We start from the raw sequence: 25,325 nt of genomic DNA on the forward strand, positions 1-25,325 counted from the left end.
CGGTAAAATGACGCTTTACGGGTTTATTTGCCGCCTATGCGCTCGATCCGTGCAAGCTCCCGATAAGACTCCATTCCGCAATATTGCCACGCCAATTCGGCAGCTCCGCGCCACACGCAGGCGACAACCATACTGCCGCACCAGACGGCGCTGACCGCGTGCCAACCGGTTCCACCATCCGCACGCAAACCGTAAACTGCCGAACCGTCTGTCCGATAACCGACTTTTGCCATATCTTGCGGAAAATCCAAACCGCAGGCTTTAAGCAGAGCCTCCTTGATACACCACAAACGGTAAAATGTTTCCCCGTCCCAGCCGGAACGTCCCAACAGAATTTGCTCCTCAGGTGAACAAACCCACTCGGAGAGCGCGCGGAAATCACGCGGGCGGACAGCCTCGATATCGACACCGCAAACCATGTCGCCATCACACACCAAAACTGCCGCGTACCCGTTGCTGTGCGAAAGCGACCGTACCTTACCTCCTTGTTGCTTTAAAAACCGGCTGACCTGCCAATCCGTCCGTCCTGCCAATTCCGGCGCGCGCAGCAAACGCGCCCTGTCCGCATCGTCCAGACAGGATTCCCGATAAGCGGTGGCGGCCGACTCATCGGCAAGGCGGCACTGCAATACTGCTTTTTTATCCGGCACGACACCCTCCGTTCTGCCATTTGGAATATATGACCCGAATGTTTGACATCCATCCCTCCGACGGCACACCGATTGCCCTAGACCCATTGTGGACCCGCGCCGATTTTATACGCACGGTACACGCCCTGTCGTTAAAATTAAAGCAAAACAACATCCGTTCGGCGGCATTGTGGTTTGACGATGCCGCACTGTTCGCATGTGCATTGCTTGCCGTTTGGCGCAGCGGCGGCAAAGCCCTCCTGCTGCCGAATACTGCACCCGGAAACCTGACTTGGGCGAAATCCGCACAAATACTGTTGACCGACACCGATATTGTTTCAGACGGCATCAGCGTTTGGCAAATACCAACCCCTTCCGACGGCATGCCGTCTGAAAACCGCATACCGAAAACATTGGACATCCCGCCAGAATCAGAAGTGCATTTGCGCACGTCGGGTTCCGGCGGGGAAGCCAAGACGATCGTCAAAACCGCCGCGCAAATAGAATCGGAAGCCCGCACGCTGGCTACGGCAATCCCGTTCGGACACGGCAAAACCGCCGTCCTCGGCAGCGTATCCCCTCAACACATGTATGGGTTCACCTTCCGCTTCGCTCTTCCGCTGCTAATGGGGTGGGCCATGATCCGCAGGCAAAACGCCTATCCCGAACTGCTGCTGTCGGCAAGCCTGAACGTGCCGTCCGATTATCAAAATGTCTGGATTGCCAGCCCGGCACTGCTCAACCGTTTCGGCGAAAATCGGGATTGGGCGGCGTTAAACGGAAGGATGGCCGGCATCGTTTCCGCAGGTGGGGAACTCCCCCCGGAAACTGCCGCCCTGTTGGAACAATATGCAGTCCGCCCTTACGAGGTCTACGGCAGTACGGAAACCGGCATCATTGCATCACGCCGGAAACAAACCTTATGGCAACCGTTCCCCAACGTCTCCGTCCGCAATACCGGCAAATCAGTGGAAATATCCTCGCCGTGGACAAATGGCTTGCAATACATTGCCGACTGCATCGAAACACACGAAGACGGTTTTGTCCTGTTGGGCAGGCAGGATAGGATAATCAAACTGGCAGACAAACGCATTTCGCTCAACCAAATCGAACACGAATTACTGAAACACCCCTGGATTGCCGACGCACATTGCGCCCTCCATCCGAAACACGGGCGCATTGCCGCCTGGACGGCATTGGGCGAGGAAGGCATTGCCGCATGGTGCGCCCGGGGACGTGCCGCCGTTATCGCCGCACTCAGGCAACACCTTGCGAAAACGCAAGATACGGCTGCCCTTCCGCGCTACTGGCGTTTTACAGACCGTCTGCCGCGCAACGGACAAGGGAAAATTACCGCAACGGACTTTCAGACGGCATTGACAGAACCCGCAGCCCCCCGATGGCATATCTTGCCGCCCGAAGGAAACCGATTACGCTATCAAACCCGCGTACCGCTGGATTTACCCTATTTCGGGGGACATTTTTCCACCTTTCCCCTCGTCCCCGGCGCAATCGAATTGGAATGGATACGCCGGCTCGCCGCACGGCACCCCTTCGGCAGGCAAAACATTATCCGTATCGAAAACCTGAAATACCAGCAATTTATCCGTCCATATGACGACATTTCCGTAGAACTCGGATACGATGCCGATAAAAACAAACTGTCGTTTAAAATCCAAAAACAGGATGCCGTCTGCTCCTCGGGGAAGATGGTATTCGACACATTACCGGACAATTCCAACCAAACCACAAGGGAGGAACCATGAACCTTTTCCATAACCTCAAGCAACGTTACAGCCACGAAAGGCTTTCTGCCGGCGAGGCACAACGCCTTGCCCAAGAAATTGCGTTTGCCCCGGTCGTTTTCCAAGTTTCACGGCTGATGGTGAAATTCGGCATCCTGCAACTGCTCGACCAAAACCCGGACGGCCTGACACAGGCAGAAATCGTCAAACAGGTGGAAATCGATACCTATGCCGTCCAAGTTCTACTGGAATCCTCTTTATCCGCAGGCACGGTCCTATTTCAAAACGAGCGCTACCTCATCAGCAAGGCAGGCTGGTTCCTGCTGAACGACAGCATGGCGCGTGTCAATATGGACTTTATCCACGATGTCTGCTACCAAGGGCTGTTTGAATTGGAAAAAACCCTGCAAACCGGCAAGCCGGAAGGCCTCAAAACCTTCGGTACGTGGCCGACCCTCTATGAAGGCTTGTCTTCCCTGCCGCAACAGGTGCAGAAATCGTGGTTCGGATTCGACCACTATTATTCCGACCATTCATTTGACAAAGCACTGGACATCGTGTTTTCACACGATGTCAAAACCCTGCTCGACGTAGGCGGCAACACCGGACGCTGGGCCGTACAATGCGTTACCCGCAATCCGGATGTCCATGTAACCATCATGGACTTGCCTCAGCAAATCGGCCTGATGCGCCAAGCCGTCAAAAACGTTGCCGGGCAGGACCGCATCCACGGACATCCCGCCGATCTGCTCAATCCCGAGGTACCTTTCCCGCGCGGGTTTGATGCAATCTGGATGAGCCAATTCCTTGACTGTTTTTCCGAAAAGGAAGCCGTTTCCATTTTGAGCCGTGCGGCAAACTCCATGGACAAACACACCGCCCTTTATATCATGGAACCGTTTTGGGACAGGCAGCAGTATGAGACCGCCGCCTACTGCCTCACCCAAACCAGCATCTACTTTTCCGCCATGGCAAACGGCAACAGCAAAATCTACCACTCCGACGATATGATACGCTGCATCGAAGCAGCCGGACTGAAGGTCACCGGCATTACAGACGGCATCGGACGGGGGCACAGCATCCTTCGTTGCACCCTGGTATAAACATGAACATCCTCGCCCTCATCCCCCATTACAACCACCCGACAACCGTCGGCACGGTTGCACGCAGCCTGCGCGCCCACGGTTTGGACGTGTTGGTCGTGGACGACTGCTCCCGCCCCGACTGCATACCCGTTTTAGAAAATCTGGCTTCAGACGGCATCCGCGTCATCCGCCGTACATACAACGGTGGCAAAGGCGCGGCAGTACGCACGGGTTTCGAGGCGGCGGCGGAGCTGGGATACAGCCACGTCCTGCAAATCGACGCCGACGGCCAACACTGTTTGGACGATGTGCCAAAGTTCGTCCGTGCCGCGCAACTCAATCCCGAAGCCCTCATCTGCGGTCAGCCGCAATACGGCGGCGACGCACCCAAATCACGATTGTACGGGCGCAAAATTACCGACTTTTGGAATATGGTTCACACCTGGTCGTCTGATATTAAAGACGGTATGTGCGGCTTCCGTCTTTATCCGTTGCCGTCCGCCTTGGCGGTAATACGCGAAGAACACGTCGGCAACCGTATGGACTTCGATATCGAAATCCTAATCCGGCTATATTGGCGCGGCATCAAAACCGTGTGGATTCCCACGCCCGTCCGTTACGCCGCAGACGGCATTTCCCACTTCCGCACCCTTGCCGACAACATCCGTATCAGCCAAATGCACACACGGCTGTTTTTCGGTATGCTCAAATGGCGTTGGCGCATATTGAAAGACACATTCCGATGAACGGCACTTCCCGACACTGGGCGGAACAAAACGAACGCGGCAACCGCCTGTTCCTCAAGCTGACGGCGGTAATTGTTCGTTACTTCCCTCCCCTGCTGATGAAACCGTGTATTTGGTTTGTCGTCCTATATTTCTACCTGACCTCACCCCGGGTGCGGAAAAACCTCCATACCTACCAAAACCGCCTGCGATATACCTTTCCCGACGCTATGCCGTCTGAAAACCGCATATTCGCGCAGTTTTTGGCATTCGGCGAAGCCGTTTGCGACCGGTTTGCCGTATGGCAGCGCAAAATACGTTACGAAGACCTGATTATCGAAGACCCCGACAACCTGACCGCCGCCATGTATCAAAACGGGCGCGGACAGATTTTTGCCTGTTCGCACTTGGGCAATACGGAAATCTGCCGCGCACTGGTTTCCCACCACCGGAATTTCAAACTCAATGTCCTCGTACACAGCCGCCACGCGCAAATGTTCAACGAAGCCCTGCAACAGGCGGGCGCGGACAAAATCCAACTGATACAGGTAAGCGACTTGGACGCATCGCTGATGATGACGCTTAACCGGCGCATTGAAGCAGGGGAATGGTTGGCAATCGCCGCCGACCGCATTCCCGTCCGGGGCGAAAAAACCGTAACCGTCGATTTTTTGCAACACCATACCGAAATACCGCAAGGTGCGTGGATTCTGGCATTGCTGCTGAAAACCAAGGTCAACGCGCTGTTTTGCATCAAACAAGACGGACGCTACCGCCTGAAACTTCGCCCTATGATCGACACATCGGATTGGACGCGGGCGGAACGCACGCAAAAAATCAAAGAATCCGCGCAACATTTCGCCCGCATTTTAGAAGAAGAATGCCGTCTGAATCCGCTGCAATGGTTCAATTTTTACGACTTCTGGCATAGGGAGCACCATCCCCGATGAACAAAAAACACATTTTCTGCCGCCACAGCCACATCATCCAAGTCCCGTTTTTCGATGTCGATCCGATGCGGATCGTTTGGCACGGCAACTACGTCAAATACCTCGAAGTCGCACGCTGCGCCTTCCTTGACAGCATAGGCTACGGCTACGATGAAATGGGCAGGCGGGGCTTCAGTTGGCCCATCGTCAAAATGGACTTGAAATACATACGCCCCGCACGGTTCGGACAAACCATACGCATCGACATGGCAATCAGCGAAATCGACAGCTGCCTGCGTATCGACTACACTTTGTCCGATGAAAAAACCGGCGAAAAACTGACCCGCGCATCGACCACGCAGGCGGCAGTATCCCTGGAAACCGGAGAAATACAGTTCCAAACGCCGGAAAGCTGGCTCGAAGCCATACGGAGTCATCCGACTTTTCAAGCCGCATAAGCCACCGTCCGTTTTCAGACGGCATTTTTACCCATTATTGCCACACCGACAGACAACCATGAAAAAATACCTGCTTGCCGCACTCCTTGCCGCAACCTCCCTTTCCGCCTCGGCATTTTCCACTGCCGAACTGACCCGGATACTGCAAAAACCCGACAACATCCAAGGCAACTTTATCCAATACCGCCATCTGAAATCCCTATCCAAACCGATGGCTACAACCGGAAAATTCGTACTGATGCCCAAACGCGGTCTGCTCTGGCAGATGCAAAAACCGTTTGCCGCCGTCCTCCGCGTCCGTTCAGACGGCATCAGCCAATGGAACGGTAAAGGCTGGATAATGCCCGATACTGGAAAAATGCCCGGACAAAACAGGCAAATCAAACTCTTTCTTGACCTTATCGGCGGCGATACGCAAGGACTGGAAAAACAGTTTGACCTGAAACTCGAAGGGTCGGTGCAAAAATGGACGCTGCAACTCACACCGAAAACACTGGTGATGAAACAAATCTTCAACCATATCGACATCAGCGGGGACAACGTCGTACGCCGTATCGAACTGCATGAAAAACAAGGGGACAAAACCGATATGCAGTTTAACGGCATAACCGTCGGCAACCCTCTGGACGAATTTGCCAAACAATCACTCTGACACCGTCCGAACCGCCATGATCCGCCTGATTTATACCCTGTTGATGTCTGCACTTACCGTCTTTGTCTGTTACAGCATGACAACGCGCGCCTGGCTGCAGACCGACCTTACCGAACTGCTGCCCCAAAGCAGCCAAGATACCGTTTTGCAGGCGGCCGAACACGCCGGCGACGCACAAATCAACAGTCAAATCATCCTGCTTGCCGGCAGCCCCCAACCCGAAACCGCATTTCAGACGGCATCGGAAATCGCCTCCTTATGGCGGCAAAGCGGGATATTTTCCGAAGTAAACAGCCAAATCAGCCCCGACCTTGCACAAATCCGCCAAGACATCGGCAGAATCAGTTTAGCCGTCTTACCCGAAGCCCAACGGCGTTTGCTGACCGAAAAACCCGCTGACTATTTCCGCCGGCGCGCCGAAGATGCCGCCAACCCGTTTGCCGTATCCTCCCTGCCCTTAGACGAGGACTGGCTGGGTTTCGGGCGTTTCGTTGCCGGCAAAATCAATCCCCAAACCCGTCTGCAATGGCATCCCGAAAACGGTATGCTGTTCAACGAAGACAACGGGAAAACCTGGGTTTGGATACGCGCCAAGCTGCCCGGCAACGCCCTGCCTCAAGATGCCTTGGGTCATTTATTCCAAAAAACACAGACATTGGCATCCGACAGGCACGCCGAAATCCTGACCGGGGGCGGCGCACTTTTTGCAGCAGCCGCCAAAGCCGATGCCGAAAAAGAAAGCCGGATAATGGGTTTTGCCGGCATCGTCCTGACCGCCGTCCTCATCTTGTGGGTTTTCCGCAGCGCGCGCACTTTCTGGCTGCTGCTGCCGCCTGCGGCGGGAATGCTGGCGGGTTTGGCGGCGACGCTGGCGGTATTCGGACATATCCACGCCCTGACGCTGGTTATCGGTACGAGCCTGATCGGAATGCTGGTCGATTTCCCGCTGCACTGGCTGACCCCGTCGGTATTCTCATCATGGCAGGCGAAACCGGCGATGAAACAGGTATTGCCCACCTTTGCCGTCAGCCTGCTGATTACCGTTTCGGGATACGCGCTGCTCTGGTTCACACCTTTGCCGGTTTTACAACAAACTGCCGTTTTCTCCGGATTCTCGCTACTTGGCGCATTCGGCGCGACCATCTGCTGGCTGCCGCCCCTGTTTGCCCGTTATCAGGCAAAACCCGTACCTTTTGCCGCCTTAAGTACCATACTGGGCAAACATATCAAGAGACGGTTTCCCTCATCCTTCCGTTATCCCGCAGCAGTTTTCCTGATGGTTTTCACCGCCGTCGGACTGTGGCGCAGCAACTGGCACGACGACATCCGCCAATGGGTAAATATGCCGCCCGGACTGTTGTCGCAAATACAAAAAATCGGCACATTGGGCGGAACCGATTTCAGCGGTCAATATCTGGTTGCCGAAGCCGCAAGCGAAGACGCGCTGCTGTTAAAAAATGCCGAACTGCGCCGCACCCTCGCCCCCCTGATTCGACAAGGCAAACTGAAAGATATCCAATCGCTGGATCAATTCATTCTGCCGGCAGCCGAACAAAACCGCCTGAAACAACATTTGCGCACCATTGCAGACAAACCCGGAAACTACCGCGCCATGTACGAACTGGGTATTCCGGAAGACACGCTGAAATCCGCCCTGCTGCAAGCGACCGGCACGCCTACCCTCACCCTTTCAGACGGCATCGCCCTGCCTCTGGCACAGGCTTGGAAACCCCTGTATCTCGGCCAAGTCGAACCGCATCGTTATGCCTCGGTTATCCGCCTGAACGGCATGACCGAACCGGAAACCGTCCGCAAAACGGCGGAAACCGTTCCGGGAATCAAATGGGCGGACAAGCGTGGCAGGCTCAACGACCTGTTCCGCCATACGCGCAATCAGACGGCTTGGCTGAAATTGTCGTCTTACCTGCTGGCATGGCTGCTGCTGTGGCGGCTGTTTGGCGCACGGCTGGGCGGAAAAATCCTTGCCGTACCCGTCGCTGCCGCCATAGGTACTGTTGCCGTATTAGGTTGGCTGGGCATACCCGTTAGCCTGTTTGCCATGTTCGGATTGTTGCTGGTTTCCGCCATTGGCATTGACTATGCCGTTTACGTACTCAATGCTGGACACAGTACCGATGCACGGCTGGGCGGCATGCTGCTTGCCGCGCTCACGACCGGTATCTCGTTTATCCTGCTTGCCTTCAGCGGCACACCGGCCGTCGCCGCATTCGGCATGACCGTCAGCATCGGAGTAATATTAAATCTGTGGCTGGCGGCACGGCTGATGTACTCGGTCCCGGATACGCAACATCCGCGCCGTTAACCACCCTGCTGCCGCTTCAGACGGCATTTTTGAAAGGAACTTATGCGCCTGACCACAACCCTGCTTGCCATATTGACCGCAAAACTGCTCGCCGCCTGCTCCTCATACACCCTACCCGTCCCCCAAACCCAACCACGTCTTGTCGAAGACGTACAATGGTTCAAATGGGAACGCTACAATAAGGGGCAAGAATCGGTACAAACCGGCATATTGGCAGCCGAACAGCTGGAAGACGGAATCCGATTTGTACAAACCGACATATTAGGCGCACCGGTTTCACGCCAGACTATCAACAGCAGAGGCTGGCAAAATGACGGATTTATCATGCCGAACATATCGTCTCGACTACTGTTTGCCGCACTGCTCCCGCTGATAACCGCCGAGAATGCCGCACCCCTCTATCCCGAATCCAAACGGACAGACGCCGACACATCCTTCTGCAGCAAGGGGGCATTGTTCCGTTACCGCAATCGAGACATATGGTGCGTCAACCACACCGGCGGGCAATTTTTGATTACCCTACCCGACCAAACCAGCTGGTCGGTTGCACCGATTGAACCATTATGAACATACCTGTTTACCTCGGAAGTCCTGCACTCACCAGCGCATTGGGCAGCGGCCTGCACACCCACATCGACGCCCTGCTGTCCCCTTCTTCCAAACCGGCACTGACATTTTCATCCGACTGGGTTGACGGCAAAAACCTTGCTTTCGGTATGGTAAAAGAAACCCTGCGTCCCTTTTCAGACGGCACGCCCGCACACTGCCGCAGCCGCACTAACCGGCTGCTTTGGCACACGCTCGAACAAATCGAACCTCAAATTTACGCCGCCATACGACGATACGGCGCAAACAGGATTGCCGTCGTTATCGGCACATCCACCGGCGGTGCAGATGAAAACATCCCGATGTTCCGACAGGCAATGCAGGGAAAAGCCTGGCAAGACCTCACGTTCAATCAATGCCAACACCTCATGAACGCACCTGCCGATTTCATTGCCGACGCTTACGGGCTAAACGGCCTGCGTTACGTCGTTTCCACCGCCTGCACTTCCGGCGCGCGCGCATTAATCAGTGCCGCCCGCCTGCTTCGAGCCGGTATGTGCGATGCCGTCATCTGCGGCGGCGCGGACACACTCTCGCCGCTGACCGTCAACGGATTCGCCTCACTGGAAGTCTTGTCCCCAAACATTGCCAATCCCTTTTCCGCCAACCGCGACGGCATCAATATCGGCGAAGGCGCAGGCGTATTCATCATGACGCGCGATGCGGATTTTTCCGGCGGCATGCAGCTTCTGGGTTATGGCGCAAGCAGCGATGCCTACCATATGTCTTCGCCACGCCCCGACGCGCAAGGCGCAATCCTCGCCTTTCAGACGGCATTGCAACACGCCGGACTCAAACCCGAAGACATCGGCTGGATTAATCTGCACGGCACCGGGACGCACCACAACGACAGTATGGAAAGCCGTGCCGTTGCAGCGGTCTTCGGCAACAATACGCCCTGCACTTCCACCAAGCCGCAAACCGGGCATACTTTAGGCGCGGCGGGTGCAATCGAAGCCGCATTCGCGTGGGGCATTGCCGACCGGCGCCTCAATCCGGAAAATCGGCTTCCTCCCCAGCTTTGGGACGGGCAAAACGATCCGGACCTTCCCGCCATCAACCTTACCGGCGGCAACAGCTTCTGGACAACGGAAAAACACATTGCCGCCAGCTCGTCATTTGCCTTCGGAGGAAGCAACTGCGTTTTACTCATCGGATGAAATAAGTTTGTCAATCCCACCGCTATGCTATACAATACGCGCCTACTCTTGACGGGTCTGTAGCTCAGGGGTTAGAGCAGGGGACTCATAATCCCTTGGTCGTGGGTTCGAACCCCACCGGACCCACCAATTCCGAAGCCCAGACGTATGTTTGGGCTTTTTTGCCGCCCTGTGAAACCAAAATGCTTTGAGAAACCTTGATGATGAAAAAAGTCAGCGTATTGATTGTTGCTAGAAATGAAGCAAACCACATTCGGGAATGTATTGAAAGTTGCCGTTTCGATAAAGAAGTTATCGTTATCGACGACCACAGCACCGACAATACTGCCGAAATTGCCGAGAGTTTGGGTGCAAAAGTCTTCCAACGGCATTTGAACGGGGATTTCGGAGCGCAAAAAACATTTGCCATAGAACAGGCAGGCGGAGAATGGGTTTTCCTGATTGATGCAGACGAACGCTGCACGCCGGAACTATCTGATGAAATCTCAAAAATTGTCCAAACCAGCGATTATGCCGCCTATTTTGTCGAGCGCCGCAACCTTTTTCCTAACCATCCGGCCACACACGGCGCGATGCGTCCCGACAGCGTATGCCGTTTGATGCCGAAGAAAGACAGTTCAGTGCAAGGCAAAGTACACGAAACCGTACAGACCCCCTACCCCAAACGCCGTCTGAAACATTTTATGTACCATTATACGTACGACAACTGGGAACAATATTTCAACAAGTTCAACAAATACACTTCCATCTCAGCCGAGAAATACCGGGAGCAGGGAAAGCCCGTGCGTTTCGTTAGGGACATTATCCTCCGCCCGATTTGGGGTTTTTTCAAAATTTATATCCTGAACAAAGGGTTTCTTGATGGGAAAATGGGTTGGATTATGTCCGTCAACCACAGCTATTACACGATGATTAAATATGTCAAACTATATTATCTGTACAAATCCGGCGGAAAATTTTAAATGGAAAAAGAATTCAGGATATTAAATATCGTATCGGCCAAGATTTGGGGTGGGGGCGAACAGTATGTCTATGATGTTTCAAAAGCATTGGGGCTTCGGGGCTGCACGATGTTTACCGCCGTCAATAAAAATAATGAGTTGATGCACAGACGCTTTTCCGAAGTTTCTTCCGTTTTCACAACGCGCCTTCACACGCTCAACGGGCTGTTTTCGCTCTACGCACTTACCCGCTTTATCCGGAAAAACCGCATTTCCCACCTAATGATACACACCGGCAAAATTGCCGCCTTATCCATACTTTTGAAAAAACTGACCGGGGTACGCCTGATATTTGTCAAACATAATGTCGTCGCCAACAAAACCGATTTTTATCACCGCCTGATACAGAAAAACACCGACCGCTTTATTTGCGTTTCCCGTCTGGTTTACGATGTGCAAACCGCCGACAATCCCTTTAAAGAAAAATACCGGATTGTTCATAACGGTATCGATACCGACCGGTTCCCTCCCTCTCAAGAAAAACCCGACAGCCGTTTTTTTACCGTCGCCTACGCCGGCAGGATCAGTCCGGAAAAAGGATTGGAAAACCTGATTGAAGCCTGTGTGATATTGCATCGGAAATATCCTCAAATCAGACTCAAATTGGCAGGGCACGGACATCCGGATTATATGTGCCGCCTGAAGCGGAACGTATCTGCTTCAGGAGCAGAACCATTTGTTTCTTTTGAAGGGTTTACCGAAAAACTTGCTTCGTTCTACCGCCAAAGCGATGTCGTGGTTTTGCCCAGCCTCGTCCCGGAGGCATTCGGTTTGTCATTATGCGAGGCAATGTACTGCCGAACGGCGGTGATTTCCAATACTTTGGGCGCGCAAAAGGAAATTGTCGTGCATCGTCAATCGGGGATTCTGCTGGATAGGCTGACACCTGAGTCTTTGGCGGATGAAATCGAATACCTCGTCTTAAATCCTGAAGCGAAAAACGCACTGGCAACGGCAGGGCATCAATGCGTCGCCAACCGTTTTACCATCAACCATACCGCCGACAAATTATTGGATGCAATATAAACTGCTTTCAGACGGCATATGCCGTCTGAAAGCCCATCATGCAACAAACCGCCAAATTATATTCATTCATTGAAAAAAAAAACCTGAAATATATCCTTCAAAATAAGAAAATCCCAATATCCACTAATATCGCGCAGCCTATTGGCAAAGTTTTGCAGCGTCCTCCCCGGCTTATGCCGCCGCATCAAGCGCTTTGTTACAATGCACTGTCTTCACATTTCTTAATAAACCCTATGACTACCCATGCTTCTTGGTCGTCCAAAATCGGTTTCGTCCTTGCTGCGGCAGGTTCGGCTATCGGTTTGGGCGCGATTTGGAAATTTCCTTATACGGCAGGCACCAACGGCGGCGCGGTGTTTTTCCTGCTGTTTTTGATATTTACTATCTTGGTCGCCCTACCCGTTCAGCTTGCCGAATTTTATATCGGGCGCACGGGCGGTAAAAATGCCGTCGATTCCTTCAGGGTTCTGCGTCCGGGTACGCAATGGCTTTGGGTCGGGCGTATGGGCGTTGCCGCCTGCTTTATTTTGCTGTCGTTTTACAGCGTGGTCGGCGGATGGGTATTGAATTATGTCGTCCACAGTTTTACGGGGGCAATCCATGCGGGAGCCGACTTTGAAGCCCTGTTCGGCACAACGATTTCCAATCCGGCAGGTTCGCTGTCCTACCAGGCACTGTTTATGCTGATTACGGTTTGGGTGGTCAAAGGCGGGATTTCAGACGGCATTGAAAAGGCAAACCGTTATCTGATGCCGGGGCTGTTTATCCTCTTTATTGCGCTGGCAATCCGTTCGCTGACGCTGCCGGGTGCAATGGAGGGCGTGTCTTTCCTGCTCAAACCGAATTGGTCGTACTTTAAAGCCGATACGATGATTACGGCTTTGGGACAGGCGTTTTTTGCCCTGAGCATCGGCGTTTCCGCCATGATTACCTACGCTTCATATTTGGGAAAAGATCAGGATATGTTCCGTTCCGGCCATACGATTATGTGGATGAACCTCTTGGTTTCCCTGCTTGCCGGCCTGGTGATTTTCCCGGCGGTATTCGCCTTCGGTTTTGAACCGAGCCAGGGGCCGGGATTGATTTTTATCGTATTGCCCGCAGTGTTCATGAAGATGCCGTTCGGTACGGTTTTATTTGCAGTATTCATGCTTCTGGTCGTTTTCGCCACGCTGACTTCCGCATTTTCGATGTTGGAAACAGTCATTGCCTCAACCATCCGACAAGACGAGCGCAAACGCAAAAAACATACTTGGCTTATCGGCACGGCCATTTTCATTATCGGCATACCGTCCGCACTGTCTTTCGGCATCTGGGGTGAGTTTAAGATTTTCGGCAAAACCATTTTTGATTTGTGGGACTACCTTATTTCTGCAGTCATCATGCCTGTCGGCGCATTGAGCGTTGCCGTATTTACCGCCTGGATTCAGGACAAGCAGTCTGTGTTAAAAGATGCCGGATCGGGCAGCACCGTACCGGGAACAGTACTGCTGCTGTGGCTGAATACCTTGCGCTACCTCGCTCCGATTGCCATTATTATTGTTTTCGTCAATTCTTTAGGTATTCTCTAAAAAGCCCTCCAAACGGCAAAAATGCCGTCTGAAACAGTTTCAGACGGCATTTTACTTTTGGCTCAGCCTATTTCGTTCAAAGTATTGTCTGGCATGACCAGCCAAACTTTAAGCCGCCTGCTTTCGGCAACCGACCGTATCAAGGGCAAATCCATAATGGAAAACGCCGTCGACAAGGCATCGGCAACCGCTGCATCATCCGCCATTACGCTCATGCTTTTATAACGCGGCGTACTCACGCCGGTTCGTGGATCGAACAAATGGGTAAACCTGCCCGCTTTGTCCATCACCGTCCCATAGCCGCCCGAAGTGGCAAACGCCTTGTCTTTCATGACAACCGTCGCCAACACGCCTTCTTCGTCATCCGGATTGCGGATACCGACATTCCAAGTCCGTTTACCGTTTGTATCAAACCCGCGGATTTCACCCATATCGACCAAAGCGGCAGGCACGCCATTTGCCTTCAGCAACGCGACGACCTTATCCGTAATATAGCCTTGCGCGATGCCGTTCAACGACAAACCCATACCCTTTTCGGCAAAACGGATTCCACGGTCGTCAAACACCAATTTGTCAAAGCCGACCCGCTTCAAGGCTTCCTTCACGCTATTTTCCGATGGCGGTGTTTCCGCATCGGGATGAGCGGCAAAATAATCGGCATACAGTTTCCACAAAACCTGAACCGTCGGATCAAATGCCCCGCCGGTCAAAGTATGCATATCCCGACAGATGCTCAACAGTTCCAAGAAATCCGCCGGAGGCGAAGTCAGATAACCGTCCCTGTTCAGACGGCTGATCAGACTGTCTTCACGGTAAAGGCTGAACATTTTTTCCAAACGCGCCACTTCCGCCAAAACCTTGTTGACCAAATCCGCCGCACGTCTGTCGTCCACACCGAACAGACGGAGCTCCGCACCGGAACCCAGCGCGACACCTTTCCAGAAAAACACATTTTCATTGCGTTTTTCATCTTTATTGCGTTTTTCATCATCGGCGGCAAAAGGATTCGGCAAGAAAGAAACCGCCGCGCCCGCCGCCGCAACGGCGGCAACCGTCAAAAAACGCCTGCGCCCGAAATGCCTGTCCATATACCCTCCTCAAACCGATACTGCCGCCTTGATATGCGGATGAGGGTCGTAACCTTCCAACTCAAAATCTTCAAATTTGAAGGAGAACAAATCCTTAACCTCCGGATTAATCTTCATGACAGGCAGTGCCCGATATTCGCGGCCCAATTGCAACTCTGCTTGTTCGAAATGGTTGCGGTACAAATGCGCATCGCCAAACGTATGGATAAACTCACCTGCTTCCAGTCCGCATACTTGCGCCATCATCATGGTCAACAATGCGTAGCTGGCGATGTTAAACGGCACGCCAAGGAAAATATCGGCGCTGCGCTGGTAAAGCTGGCAGGACAGTTTGCCGTCGGCAACGTAAAACTGAAACAGCGCGTGGCAAGGCGGCAAGGCCATCTCATCGACCAAAGCCGGATTCCATGCCGATACAATCAGACGGCGCGAGTCCGGATTCTTCTTGATTTGTTCCACCACATTGGCAATTTGGTCGATATGGCGGCCGTCGGGTGCGGGCCAGCTGCGCCATTGGTAGCCGTACACCGGGCCTAAATCGCCGTTTTCGTCCGCCCATTCATCCCAAATGGAAACGTTGTTGTCTTTCAGGTATTTGATATTGGTATCGCCTTTGAGAAACCAAAGCAGCTCGTGAATAATCGAGCGCAAATGCAGCTTTTTGGTCGTCAGCAGCGGAAAGCCTTTGCCCAAGTCAAAACGCATCTGATAACCGAATACGGAGCGCGTACCCGTACCGGTGCGGTCTGATTTGTCGGTACCGCTGTCAAGGACATGGCGCATCAAGTCTAGATAGGCCTTCATAATATTCTTTCATCAAGTTGAACGGCGCATATTGTAACATTTTCAGATGGCATCCAAATCCCAAACCATACTTTCATGCCCTCTTCTCCCAAACATCCGAAATGTTCACAGAAACAGGCAATATTGTTGACAATCCAGAATGATTTCACAGGCAATATACATAGAATAACAAAAAATAATTTGACAAAAATCAAAAATCTAGTTTAATTACTTAGATGTAAATGCTAATTAAGTATATATATACAAAATTATATTTTTTATTATTATCTATTTATGGTATTAAATTTTAAATTTATAAAAAGTCAAAAAAATAATGTCAACAATTTCCGCAAAATTCAGCTTGGCATCAAAAAAAAATAGGTTTATATTGCCATCTACAAATTTGTTTTCCCATTAGTACAATATAAACCTAAAGGAGCATCAAAATGACTGACTTGAACACCTTGTTTGCCAACCTCAAACAACGCAACCCCAATCAAGAACCATTCCATCAGGCCGTTGAAGAAGTCTTCATGAGCCTTGACCCGTTTCTGGCAAAAAATCCGAAATACACCCAGCAAAGCCTGCTGGAACGCATCGTCGAACCCGAACGCGTCGTCATGTTCCGCGTAACCTGGCAAGACGATAAAGGCCAAGTTCAAGTCAACCGCGGCTACCGCATTCAAATGAGCTCCGCCATCGGTCCTTACAAAGGCGGCTTGCGCTTCCACCCGACCGTCGATTTGGGCGTATTGAAATTCCTCGCTTTTGAACAAGTCTTTAAAAACGCGCTGACTACCCTGCCTATGGGCGGTGGCAAAGGCGGTTCCGACTTTGATCCCAAAGGCAAATCCGATGCTGAAGTAATGCGTTTCTGCCAAGCCTTCATGACCGAACTCTACCGCCACATCGGCGCAGACACCGATGTTCCGGCCGGCGACATCGGCGTAGGCGGCCGCGAAATCGGCTATCTGTTCGGACAATACAAAAAAATCCGCAATGAATTCACTTCCGTCCTGACCGGAAAAGGTTTGGAATGGGGCGGCAGCCTCATCCGTCCCGAAGCGACCGGCTACGGCTGCGTCTATTTCGCACAAGCCATGCTGCAAACCCGCAATGACGGCTTTGAAGGCAAACGTGTACTGATTTCAGGCTCCGGCAACGTGGCGCAATACGCTGCCGAAAAAGCCATCCAACTGGGCGCGAAAGTACTGACCGTTTCCGACTCCAACGGCTTCGTCCTCTTCCCAGACAGCGGTATGACCGAAGCACAACTCGCCGCCTTGATCGAGCTGAAGGAAATCCGCCGCGAACGGGTTGCCACCTACGCCAAAGAGCAAGGTTTGCAATACTTTGAAAACCAAAAACCGTGGGGCGTTGCCGCTGAAATCGCCCTGCCCTGCGCCACCCAGAACGAATTGGACGAAGAAGCCGCCAAAACCTTGTTGGCAAACGGCTGCTACGTTGTTGCCGAAGGTGCGAACATGCCGTCAACTTTAGGCGCGGTCGAGCAATTTATCAAAGCCGGCATCCTCTACGCCCCGGGAAAAGCCTCCAATGCCGGCGGCGTGGCAACTTCGGGCTTGGAAATGAGTCAAAACGCCATCCGCCTGTCTTGGACTCGTGAAGAAGTCGACCAACGCCTGTTCGGCATCATGCAAAGCATCCACGAATCCTGCCTGAAATACGGCAAAGTCGGCGACACAGTAAACTACGTCAATGGTGCGAACATTGCCGGTTTCGTCAAAGTTGCCGATGCCATGTTGGCGCAAGGTTTCTAAACAAACGCGACCAACCCGCAAACAAAATGCCGTCTGAACCGCAAATGCGGTTCAGACGGCATTTCCTTATCCGCCCGTTCGAATCGGGTGATACTACCGATACATCCGAATATGTCAGGCCGTCTAAACGGTATTCATACCTCCCAGTCCTGCACACGTTTCAAATCATTTTGTGCCAAAGTATCCGCATGGCGGTTACGGCTTTGATACTCCCTGTCTTTCATGATGCTGCTTGCCACATAATTCAAATGAACCTTTGCCGCTTCTGAAGCTTCGCCCGGCCGACGGTTTGATATCGCCTCATACAATACACGGTGCTGCGCCATCAGTTTCGGACGCGGATCCTCTTCCTGATTCAAATAGATGATACTGCTGCGCGTCTGCCGGTAAAGCATTTTTAACAAACTGCCCGACAAATGGCTGAACAGCAGGTTGTGCGCCGCATCGGCAATCGTCTGATGAAAGCTTACATCGGCTTCGCTCTGATGTTCTAAATTGCCGCTTTCGCATGCCTCCTCAAACTTCTCAAGCCAAAACCCAATCCGCTTCAAATCCGCATCCGTACGGCGTTCTGCCGCCAAACCCGCCATACAGCCTTCTATATGGCAGCTGAAATCGAAGACATCCTGTTCCCAATTGGAATGCTTGCCCAAAAGCTCCTGCCAACTTTTCAGGAAATCCTGTTGCGGTTTGACAGAAACATAATAACCGTCTCCCTGCCTCGCTTCCAAGACTTGACGGGCAACCAAAACATTCAATGCCGTCCGTACCGACGGACGCGAAACGCCGAACTCTTCCGCCAAAACACGCTCCGGAGGAATCTTGCCCCCCTCCTCATAAACACCTTCCGCAATGCGCTCCTCCAACACCGACAACACCTGATCGCTGATTTTCTGCGGCCTTATCAATTTCATAATCGCATTCTCCTTCTATCGATTTTCTGCCAAACTTTCTCCGAAATATAAATAAAATTGGACTGACCAACAAACATAAATTCTAATAATACAACACTCCCACCGTCAACCGCATTACCGGCCCAACATGGCAACCCCCTTCAGAACTACATCCAATTACATTTTAAATAAAATACCATCTTGATTATTAAGGAATAAAATTAATATTCTTTTAAAAATCATCATTTGTATTGAAAAATATATTGACTGGTATATTAAAGTTTCGTAAAGTAGCACCGCATTATCTTAATTGGTTTGACCAATTTTATTATTAATCAGAAAAATATTTTCGGAGATGCTCAATTATGGAAACTTGGGTTCAAAACTACACGGCAATAGGAGGCAGCCTGTATCTGACGGCAGCTGCAGCCCTCTTGCCCATCATTTTTTTCTTCACTGCCCTGACCGTCCTGAAACTCAAAGGCTATCAGGCAGGCCTTTACACGCTGCTGATTGCACTGGGTGTCGCCATCCTCGGCTTCGGCATGCCGGCAAGCATGGCTGTTTCTTCCGCACTGTTTGGTTTTGCCTACGGCTTATGGCCGATTGCATGGATTATCGTTACCGCCGTATTTCTATATAAAATTACCGTAAAAACAGGGCAGTTCGATATTATCCGCGCCTCCGTTATTTCAATTACAGAAGACCAACGCCTGCAAATGCTCTTAGTAGGTTTCTCTTTCGGAGCCTTCTTGGAAGGTGCAGCAGGTTTCGGCGCACCGGTGGCGATTACCGCCTCTTTGCTGGTAGGCTTGGGCTTTAATCCACTCTACGCCGCCGGTTTGTGTTTGATTGCCAATACCGCGCCCGTAGCTTTCGGCGCGATGGGTATTCCCATCTTGGTTGCCGGTCAAGTGTCCAATCTCGACCCTTACCATATCGGTCAGGTAGCAGGCCGCCAACTTCCTATCCTGTCAGTCATCGTACCCTTCTGGTTAGTTGCCATGATGGACGGTATGCGCGGCATACGCCAAACTTGGCCTGCCGTTCTGGTTGCCGGCGCATCCTTTGCCACAACCCAATTCATTACTGCCAACTTCATCGGCCCCGAGTTGCCTGACGTTACCTCCGCATTGGTCAGCCTGATCTGCCTGTCTGCCTTCTTGAGAAAATGGCAGCCTAAAGAAATCTTTACATTCAACGGCATGAAAAAACCGTCCGAACGCAAAGCGGGCGAATACACTGCCGGACAAATCATCAAAGCTTGGTCGCCTTTTGCCATCCTGACCGTTTTCGTCAGCGTGTGGACGATTAAAGGCGTTAAAGAGGCTTTGGGCGTTGCCACCATCAAATTCGACTGGCCGATGCTGCACAACTTGGTACAAAAAGCCGCGCCTATCGTCAGCGAACCAACACCATACGCCGCCGTATTCAAAATTGACTTCCTCGGCGCAGTCGGTACGGCAATCCTGTTTGCTTCCATCGTTTCCGCAATCTTGCTGAAAATGAAACCTTCCGAAGCCGTCGGCACTTTCTTTGAAACGCTTAAAGAACTGCGCCTGTCCATCCTGTCTATCGGTTTGGTACTCGGTTTTGCCTTTGTAGCAAACTATTCGGGATTGTCATCCATACTGGCGCTAATCCTCGCAGCAACAGGAACCGTATTCCCGTTCTTCTCACCGTTCCTCGGATGGTTGGGCGTATTCCTGACAGGCTCGGATACTTCTGCAAATGCATTATTCAGCTCGCTGCAAGCCAGCACCGCGCATCAAATCGGTGTTACCCCCGAGCTGACCGTTGCCGCCAATACGACCGGCGGCGTAACAGGCAAAATGATTTCCCCTCAATCCATCGCCATCGCCTGTGCGGCAGTAGGCTTAGAGGGCAAGGAATCCAACCTGTTCCGCTTCACCGTGAAACACAGCCTGATTTTCTGTAGTTTTGTCGGTCTCCTCACCCTCCTGCAGGCATATGTTTTACCGTGGACACTGATTTTCTTTAACAAATAAAATATCCGTAAAAATGCCGTCTGAAACAGGTCATGTTTCAGACGGCATTTCTTTTGCGCAACCCATATCTTTCTTATTGATATATGTTAAAAAAAATATAACTCCCCTTTTAACATGTAAACTAGTACTATATACTACCTAAGTAGTATTAACATAAAACCTTCTATATAGAGAAACTGATATGAAAACTACCCACTTCCTACTCCTTCCCCTCGCAGCCGCGCTAAGCCAAGCATGGGCAGCCCCTATTGCGGAAGAAACCGCCGAGCTCTCCCCCGTTACCGTTACCGGGACACAGCAGCAAAAAGCCAATACAGTCAAATTCAATCCTAAAGCTACCCTCCAGCCCCTACCGGCAGGGGATGGCGCAGACCTTTTACAATCCGTCCCCAACATGAGCATCATCCGCAAAGGCGGCAGCTCGGGCGATCCATTGTTCCGCGGTTTGGGCGGCTCGCGCCTTGCTATCAACGCAGACGACCAGTTCGTTTACGGCGGCTGTTCCAACCGCATGGACCCACCCACTTCCTACATCCACCCCAGCACCTTTGACGAAGTTGTTGTAACCAAAGGTCCGCAAACCGTTACCCAAGGGATGGGTTTGATCAGCGGTTCCGTTCATTTCGTCCGTAAAGATCCTACCTTCCACGAACAACCCTACTCCTTCAACGGCAGCACCACATTAGGCAACAGCGGCAGACGCGATGCCTCCTTTGAAGCCGGTGCAGGCGGCAAATACGGTTATGCCCGCCTCAATGTCTCACACAACGAATCCGACGACTATAAAGACGGAGCAGGCAACCGCGTACATTCCAACTTCAAACGCGACAGCCAAATGGTTCAGTTGGGCGTTACTCCGACCGAAAACACCACCATCGCCGGCACATACGAACGCAGCCGCGGTAAGGCAGCCTACGCCGACCGTATGATGGACGGCAGCAAATTCGACCGCGACGCGTGGAATGTCCGCATCAGCCAACGCAATATCACACCCTGGTTGAGCGAAATCGAAGCACGCTACGGCTCCAGCGAAATCGACCACGTTATGGACACCTACAGCCTGCGTCCCGTCGGAAAAATGGGCAAGGCAGCCATTAACCCCAAACGCCGTACCGATACCGGCAATCTGAAAGCCACTTTCGATTGGGACAACGTTAACCTTCAAACCGGCATCGACTACATGCGCGACCGCCATACCGAACGATCAGGCGATGAAAAATTCACCGAAAAAGCATATGCTCCGACACAAAGCTTTGACCAACTGGGTGGCTTTGCCGAAGCAGCATGGCAACGTAACGATGCACAAAAACTGATTGCCGGCTTCCGTCACGATCAGGTAACAGGCACATACGAAAACAAGGCCGACTCCGATCCCCTCAAAAAAACCAAATACCCCTTGAATTCAGGCTTTTTCCGATTTGAACAAAAACTGGGCGATACCAAATACTACGCAGGTTTAGGCGTGGCCCAACGTTCTCCCGACTACTGGGAGCGCAAAAAATCGGAAAACCTCCGAAAAGAAACCAACCGTCAACTTGATGCAGGGCTGATTTGGAACAGCGGAAATTGGCACGTCTCCGCCTCTGTGTTTGCAGGCAAAGTTGACGACTTTATCATTGTCGAAACAAAACCGATGATGATGCATCATGCATCCAACAGCGCGGCGGCACATGACCATGCGGCAGCACATAACCACGCGGCGGCACACGATCATGCAGCAGCACACGACCACGCGGCACACGATCATGCAGCACACGATCATGCAGCACACGACCACGCGGCACACGACCATGCGGCACACGACCATGCGGCAGCCGGTGGCAACGCTCCGGCAGCAGGCGGACACTCCGGCCATCATCATGGTGCAGACTTAAGCGCGCGCAATATTGATGCCATCCGTCTAGGCGGCGAAATTGAAGTGAAATGGGAATTCGCTCCTAATTGGAGCGTATCCAGCAACTTAGCCTATACCTACGGTAAAAACCGTACCGACGGCAAACCGTTGGCACAAACACCTCCGCTCGAATGGAACAACACCCTTGCCTTCGACAACGGCAAATTCAGCGCGGGCGCATTGTGGAAAGTCGTTGCCAAACAAAACCGCTTCAGCAAAGGTCAAGGCAATATCGTCGGCCAAGATATCGGCGCATCCGCGGGCTTTGGCGTACTTTCCGTCAATGCAGGTTGGAAATTCAACAAATACGCCACCCTGCAAGGCGGCGTGGACAACGTCTTTAACAAAACCTATGCCGAATTCGTCAGCAGAAGCGGAGGATTTGTCGATCCTGCCGCAGGCATCAAAACCACTCGCGTGAACGAACCCGGCCGCACCGCTTGGTTAAGGCTGCAAGCCAAATTCTAAACGGTTGCATTTTAAAATGCCGTCTGAAACAGAGTCCGTTTCAGACGGCATTTTTTGTAAGGTGCAACAATCCGACAGCACGCTAGCATTTCCTTTTACCCCTCCTATAATGATTCAATATAAATCTTTATAACTAGATAACTATATATATTTTGACAACAGTCAAAATAATCCTAAATAATATTTACACTAACTAGTATAATTACAACATTTTGCTAAAATCCCGCCGCTAAACCACTAAAAGGAAAAATCATGCGTACCCCACACCCTTCACGCACTGCGCTTGCCGTATCATCCGCACTCATGCTGTTATGCGCCGCGCACTCCTCCGCCGCAGACATTGCCGCCCTTCCGGAAATACACGTCAAAGAACTGGGAAAACAAACGGCTTCCAACTACACCATCCCCGCTTCTTCCGCCGCCACAGGCATCAAGCTGACCCAGCGTGAAACACCGCAATCCCTGTCTGTCGTAACGGCAAAACAAATCGAAGACCAAGGCTTGGACAGCCTGCAGGACGTATTGAAACAAACACCGGGCGTGTTCCACAGCAAAATGGGCAACAACGTATCCGGCCACAGCGAGTTTATTTCGCGCAGTCAGGCGATTGACAGCATTACCGTGGACGGCGCGCCCAAATTCCTTTACGACGGTAAAGCCATCCGCCACGGCACCAACAATCTGGACAGCGCATTGTATGACCAAGTCGTCGTCGTGCGCGGCGCAAGCGGTTTGTCCAACGGCGGTATGGGCGAGCCGGGCGGTACGGTTGCTTTGGAACGCAAAAAACCGACTGCCAAACCTGCCGTCAGCGTCGAAGCCGGAGTCGGTTCGTGGAAACACTACCGCTTCGTCCTTGATGCCAATCAGCCTTTGAATGCAGACAATACCTTGCGCGGCCGCACTATTTTGGTCAGCGACCACGGCGGCGATTACCTGCCGAACACTTCGCGCCACAACCACACGTTCTACGGCATTCTCTCCTACGACATTACCCCTCAGACTCAGTGGAATATCGGTACGGAAATACACCGTTTCCGCAATACCGGCAGCTCGCCTTTCAGCTATCTGACCGTGGCGGGAGACCCTGAAAACAATCAACCTTTCAAACCGTTTGCAGCCTCACCGCGCAGCAATGCCTCGGCAAAATGGGCTTACGGTAAAGACAACAGTGCGGAAATCTTTACCTCTGTCAATCATGAGTTTGAAAATGGTTGGGCTCTGAACGGCAACTACAGCCATACTTATGGAAAAAGTGATGCAGTTTCCGGTATAGCCGGTCCTTTTGTCATTTATCCGAACTATTCCGCTAAATTCTTTGCCGAGCGCGATCAAGCCAAATACGCCGACCAAGATTTTTCTCTGAATTTAGACGGCGATTACCCGCTTTTGGGACGCAAACATGAATTCAATGCCGGCATCAGCTATCAGTACAATAAGGAAACTCCTTCATATTACGAAGAAAATGAAGATGAGATTGTCCCTGATTTGCGCCTTTTTGACGGAAATTTCACAAAACCGGCCATACCCTACCTTCGCGACGGCTTTGCCCATATGAAAAACCTCTCTGTTTACGGTTCGACCCGTTTCAAACTGACTGACAGGCTGGCATTGATAGGTGGCGGACGGTTTGTCGATTGGCAATACCGCTACAGTTCCGATCGCAACAATTTTGCCGACAGCAGGCATAAAAACAAGGTATTTATCCCCTATTTGGGCGCAAGTTATGATTTAAACGACAATCTGACAGCCTACACCTCCTATACCACCATATTCCGCCCTCAAGTGCGTTACTTGACCAAAGACGGTACGGCACTCGAACCGCAACGTGGCAAAACATATGAACTCGGCTTAAAAGCCTCTTGGTTTGAAGGCCGTTTGAACGCTTCTGCATCCGCCTTTATGAATAAACGCGACCATTTGGGCGTGGTTGCAGGCAAATTCGCGAATGGTAAGAAATACTACCGTGCAGCCGACAACACTACAACAAAAGGTATGGAACTCTCTGTCGGCGGCCGTCTAAGCGACAAATGGCTGCTCAATGCTTCTTATGCATACTCCAAACTCAAAAACGATTCGGGCAATGTGGTCAACCCTTCTTATCCTGCCCACCTTTTCAAACTCTTTACTGCGTATGACGTTACCGACCGTTTGAACTTGGGTGCAAACGTCAACTGGCAAAGCGGCACAAACGCCTATGATGAATATCAGCCATTTACCGCTGCCGGTAAAGAAGCACTGACCCAACGCCCATACGCTACGCTGGATTTGACTGCGCATTACAAAATCGGCAAATCCACCCGCATCGGTTTGGACTTTGAAAACGTGTTCAACAAACGCTACCGCCCCATGCCGGACATCCATGTTTACGGCACGCCGCGCAGCCTGACCGCAACCGTCAAACATACCTTCTAAACGGATACGGCCTGCCGTCTTAAAAGGCAGGCCGGCACCGGAAACCGTTTTAAAGAAAGAAATGCCGTCTGAAACCTTATCGTT

At 52.0% G+C, this 25,325-nt stretch carries 20 protein-coding genes and 1 tRNA gene; 17 read left to right on the forward strand and 4 right to left on the reverse strand.

Annotated elements, in window-relative coordinates:
* Positions 1 to 23 precede the first annotated feature (23 nt).
* Positions 24 to 650, reverse strand: coding sequence for a 4'-phosphopantetheinyl transferase family protein (locus DQM57_RS06110; protein ID WP_111727278.1), 627 nt, complete (start codon positions 648 to 650; stop codon positions 24 to 26).
* 29 nt (positions 651 to 679) lie between these two features.
* Between DQM57_RS06110 and DQM57_RS06115 the strand changes: the two genes are divergently transcribed.
* The 13 genes from DQM57_RS06115 (at position 680) to DQM57_RS06175 (ending at position 13,910) form a co-directional block, all read left to right on the forward strand.
* Positions 680 to 2,395 carry an ApeI family dehydratase gene (locus DQM57_RS06115; RefSeq protein ID WP_111727279.1) on the forward strand — a complete coding sequence of 572 codons (1,716 nt, stop codon included), beginning with the start codon at positions 680 to 682 and terminating at the stop codon, positions 2,393 to 2,395.
* Positions 2,392 to 3,477, forward strand: a complete 1,086-nt coding sequence (locus DQM57_RS06120; protein ID WP_111727280.1) for a FlxJ family methyltransferase — start codon at positions 2,392 to 2,394, stop codon at positions 3,475 to 3,477. The genes DQM57_RS06115 and DQM57_RS06120 overlap by 4 nt, the downstream gene beginning before the upstream one ends.
* 2 nt (positions 3,478 to 3,479) lie before the next feature.
* Positions 3,480 to 4,205, forward strand: coding sequence for a glycosyltransferase family 2 protein (locus DQM57_RS06125; RefSeq protein WP_111727281.1), 726 nt, complete (start codon positions 3,480 to 3,482; stop codon positions 4,203 to 4,205).
* Complete coding sequence (locus tag DQM57_RS06130) at positions 4,202 to 5,134, forward strand: lysophospholipid acyltransferase family protein (RefSeq protein WP_111727282.1); 933 nt, start codon at positions 4,202 to 4,204, stop codon at positions 5,132 to 5,134. The genes DQM57_RS06125 and DQM57_RS06130 overlap by 4 nt, the downstream gene beginning before the upstream one ends.
* Positions 5,131 to 5,571, forward strand: a complete 441-nt coding sequence (locus DQM57_RS06135; protein ID WP_107860247.1) for an acyl-CoA thioesterase — start codon at positions 5,131 to 5,133, stop codon at positions 5,569 to 5,571. The genes DQM57_RS06130 and DQM57_RS06135 overlap by 4 nt, the downstream gene beginning before the upstream one ends.
* 58 nt (positions 5,572 to 5,629) lie before the next feature.
* On the forward strand, positions 5,630 to 6,223 hold the full coding sequence (locus DQM57_RS06140; RefSeq protein ID WP_111727283.1) for an outer membrane lipoprotein carrier protein LolA: 594 nt from the start codon (positions 5,630 to 5,632) through the stop codon (positions 6,221 to 6,223).
* A 16-nt stretch (positions 6,224 to 6,239) separates the two neighbouring features.
* Positions 6,240 to 8,546 carry an MMPL family transporter gene (locus DQM57_RS06145; RefSeq protein ID WP_111727284.1) on the forward strand — a complete coding sequence of 769 codons (2,307 nt, stop codon included), beginning with the start codon at positions 6,240 to 6,242 and terminating at the stop codon, positions 8,544 to 8,546.
* A gap of 42 nt (positions 8,547 to 8,588) precedes the next feature.
* Complete coding sequence (locus DQM57_RS06150; RefSeq protein ID WP_111727285.1) at positions 8,589 to 9,113, forward strand: hypothetical protein; 525 nt, start codon at positions 8,589 to 8,591, stop codon at positions 9,111 to 9,113.
* Positions 9,110 to 10,312, forward strand: coding sequence for a beta-ketoacyl-ACP synthase (locus tag DQM57_RS06155; RefSeq protein ID WP_111727286.1), 1,203 nt, complete (start codon positions 9,110 to 9,112; stop codon positions 10,310 to 10,312). The genes DQM57_RS06150 and DQM57_RS06155 overlap by 4 nt, the downstream gene beginning before the upstream one ends.
* A gap of 53 nt (positions 10,313 to 10,365) precedes the next feature.
* Positions 10,366 to 10,441 (forward strand) — tRNA-Ile (locus DQM57_RS06160).
* A 74-nt stretch (positions 10,442 to 10,515) separates the two neighbouring features.
* Complete coding sequence (locus tag DQM57_RS06165) at positions 10,516 to 11,274, forward strand: glycosyltransferase family 2 protein (protein WP_111727678.1); 759 nt, start codon at positions 10,516 to 10,518, stop codon at positions 11,272 to 11,274.
* Positions 11,275 to 12,339, forward strand: a complete 1,065-nt coding sequence (locus DQM57_RS06170) for a glycosyltransferase family 4 protein (RefSeq protein ID WP_111727287.1) — start codon at positions 11,275 to 11,277, stop codon at positions 12,337 to 12,339.
* A 233-nt stretch (positions 12,340 to 12,572) separates the two neighbouring features.
* Complete coding sequence (locus DQM57_RS06175; RefSeq protein ID WP_039854684.1) at positions 12,573 to 13,910, forward strand: sodium-dependent transporter; 1,338 nt, start codon at positions 12,573 to 12,575, stop codon at positions 13,908 to 13,910.
* Between the two features lie 62 nt (positions 13,911 to 13,972).
* Here the strand turns inward: DQM57_RS06175 and DQM57_RS06180 are convergent, their stop codons facing one another.
* Both DQM57_RS06180 and DQM57_RS06185 read right to left on the reverse strand, forming a co-directional pair.
* Entirely contained in the window at positions 13,973 to 14,998 is a 1,026-nt protein-coding gene (locus DQM57_RS06180; protein WP_111727288.1) for an FAD:protein FMN transferase, read from the reverse strand.
* Positions 14,999 to 15,007: 9 nt separating this feature from the next.
* Positions 15,008 to 15,802 carry a thymidylate synthase gene (locus DQM57_RS06185; protein WP_108044077.1) on the reverse strand — a complete coding sequence of 265 codons (795 nt, stop codon included), beginning with the start codon at positions 15,800 to 15,802 and terminating at the stop codon, positions 15,008 to 15,010.
* Between the two features lie 425 nt (positions 15,803 to 16,227).
* Here DQM57_RS06185 and gdhA point away from each other — a divergent pair, with 425 nt between their 5' ends.
* Positions 16,228 to 17,562: an NADP-specific glutamate dehydrogenase gene (gene gdhA, locus DQM57_RS06190; protein WP_003677835.1), complete on the forward strand. Its 1,335-nt coding sequence runs from the start codon at positions 16,228 to 16,230 to the stop codon at positions 17,560 to 17,562.
* 134 nt (positions 17,563 to 17,696) lie between these two features.
* Here gdhA and DQM57_RS06195 read toward each other — a convergent pair whose 3' ends face one another.
* Positions 17,697 to 18,476 carry a FadR/GntR family transcriptional regulator gene (locus tag DQM57_RS06195; protein ID WP_107960653.1) on the reverse strand — a complete coding sequence of 260 codons (780 nt, stop codon included), beginning with the start codon at positions 18,474 to 18,476 and terminating at the stop codon, positions 17,697 to 17,699.
* A 344-nt stretch (positions 18,477 to 18,820) separates the two neighbouring features.
* On the opposite strand from DQM57_RS06195, the gene DQM57_RS06200 reads away from it, so the two are divergent.
* The 3 genes from DQM57_RS06200 (at position 18,821) to DQM57_RS06210 (ending at position 25,241) form a co-directional block, all read left to right on the forward strand.
* Positions 18,821 to 20,464, forward strand: coding sequence for a lactate permease LctP family transporter (locus DQM57_RS06200; RefSeq protein WP_107960652.1), 1,644 nt, complete (start codon positions 18,821 to 18,823; stop codon positions 20,462 to 20,464).
* A gap of 181 nt (positions 20,465 to 20,645) precedes the next feature.
* Positions 20,646 to 22,826, forward strand: a complete 2,181-nt coding sequence (locus DQM57_RS06205; RefSeq protein WP_111727289.1) for a TonB-dependent receptor domain-containing protein — start codon at positions 20,646 to 20,648, stop codon at positions 22,824 to 22,826.
* A 252-nt stretch (positions 22,827 to 23,078) separates the two neighbouring features.
* Positions 23,079 to 25,241, forward strand: a complete 2,163-nt coding sequence (locus DQM57_RS06210; RefSeq protein ID WP_111727290.1) for a TonB-dependent siderophore receptor — start codon at positions 23,079 to 23,081, stop codon at positions 25,239 to 25,241.
* Positions 25,242 to 25,325 lie beyond the last annotated feature (84 nt).

The organism is Neisseria cinerea (genome assembly GCF_900475315.1).
Taxonomy (GTDB): domain Bacteria; phylum Pseudomonadota; class Gammaproteobacteria; order Burkholderiales; family Neisseriaceae; genus Neisseria; species Neisseria cinerea.

Bases quoted from the DNA above. Each gene is read 5' to 3' on its own strand.
- DQM57_RS06210 (WP_111727290.1), top strand. From the start codon at position 23,079: ATGCGTACCCCACACCCTTCACGCACTGCGCTTGCCGTATCATCCGCA.
- DQM57_RS06165 (WP_111727678.1), top strand. From the start codon at position 10,516: ATGAAAAAAGTCAGCGTATTGATTGTTGCTAGAAATGAAGCAAACCAC.
- DQM57_RS06185 (WP_108044077.1), bottom strand. From the start codon at position 15,802: ATGAAGGCCTATCTAGACTTGATGCGCCATGTCCTTGACAGCGGTACC.
- DQM57_RS06135 (WP_107860247.1), top strand. From the start codon at position 5,131: ATGAACAAAAAACACATTTTCTGCCGCCACAGCCACATCATCCAAGTC.
- DQM57_RS06200 (WP_107960652.1), top strand. From the start codon at position 18,821: ATGGAAACTTGGGTTCAAAACTACACGGCAATAGGAGGCAGCCTGTAT.
- DQM57_RS06150 (WP_111727285.1), top strand. From the start codon at position 8,589: ATGCGCCTGACCACAACCCTGCTTGCCATATTGACCGCAAAACTGCTC.
- DQM57_RS06125 (WP_111727281.1), top strand. From the start codon at position 3,480: ATGAACATCCTCGCCCTCATCCCCCATTACAACCACCCGACAACCGTC.
- DQM57_RS06115 (WP_111727279.1), top strand. From the start codon at position 680: ATGACCCGAATGTTTGACATCCATCCCTCCGACGGCACACCGATTGCC.
- DQM57_RS06120 (WP_111727280.1), top strand. From the start codon at position 2,392: ATGAACCTTTTCCATAACCTCAAGCAACGTTACAGCCACGAAAGGCTT.
- DQM57_RS06155 (WP_111727286.1), top strand. From the start codon at position 9,110: ATGAACATACCTGTTTACCTCGGAAGTCCTGCACTCACCAGCGCATTG.
- DQM57_RS06175 (WP_039854684.1), top strand. From the start codon at position 12,573: ATGACTACCCATGCTTCTTGGTCGTCCAAAATCGGTTTCGTCCTTGCT.
- DQM57_RS06195 (WP_107960653.1), bottom strand. From the start codon at position 18,476: ATGAAATTGATAAGGCCGCAGAAAATCAGCGATCAGGTGTTGTCGGTG.
- DQM57_RS06140 (WP_111727283.1), top strand. From the start codon at position 5,630: ATGAAAAAATACCTGCTTGCCGCACTCCTTGCCGCAACCTCCCTTTCC.
- DQM57_RS06205 (WP_111727289.1), top strand. From the start codon at position 20,646: ATGAAAACTACCCACTTCCTACTCCTTCCCCTCGCAGCCGCGCTAAGC.
- DQM57_RS06170 (WP_111727287.1), top strand. From the start codon at position 11,275: ATGGAAAAAGAATTCAGGATATTAAATATCGTATCGGCCAAGATTTGG.
- DQM57_RS06130 (WP_111727282.1), top strand. From the start codon at position 4,202: ATGAACGGCACTTCCCGACACTGGGCGGAACAAAACGAACGCGGCAAC.
- gdhA (WP_003677835.1), top strand. From the start codon at position 16,228: ATGACTGACTTGAACACCTTGTTTGCCAACCTCAAACAACGCAACCCC.
- DQM57_RS06145 (WP_111727284.1), top strand. From the start codon at position 6,240: ATGATCCGCCTGATTTATACCCTGTTGATGTCTGCACTTACCGTCTTT.
- DQM57_RS06180 (WP_111727288.1), bottom strand. From the start codon at position 14,998: ATGGACAGGCATTTCGGGCGCAGGCGTTTTTTGACGGTTGCCGCCGTT.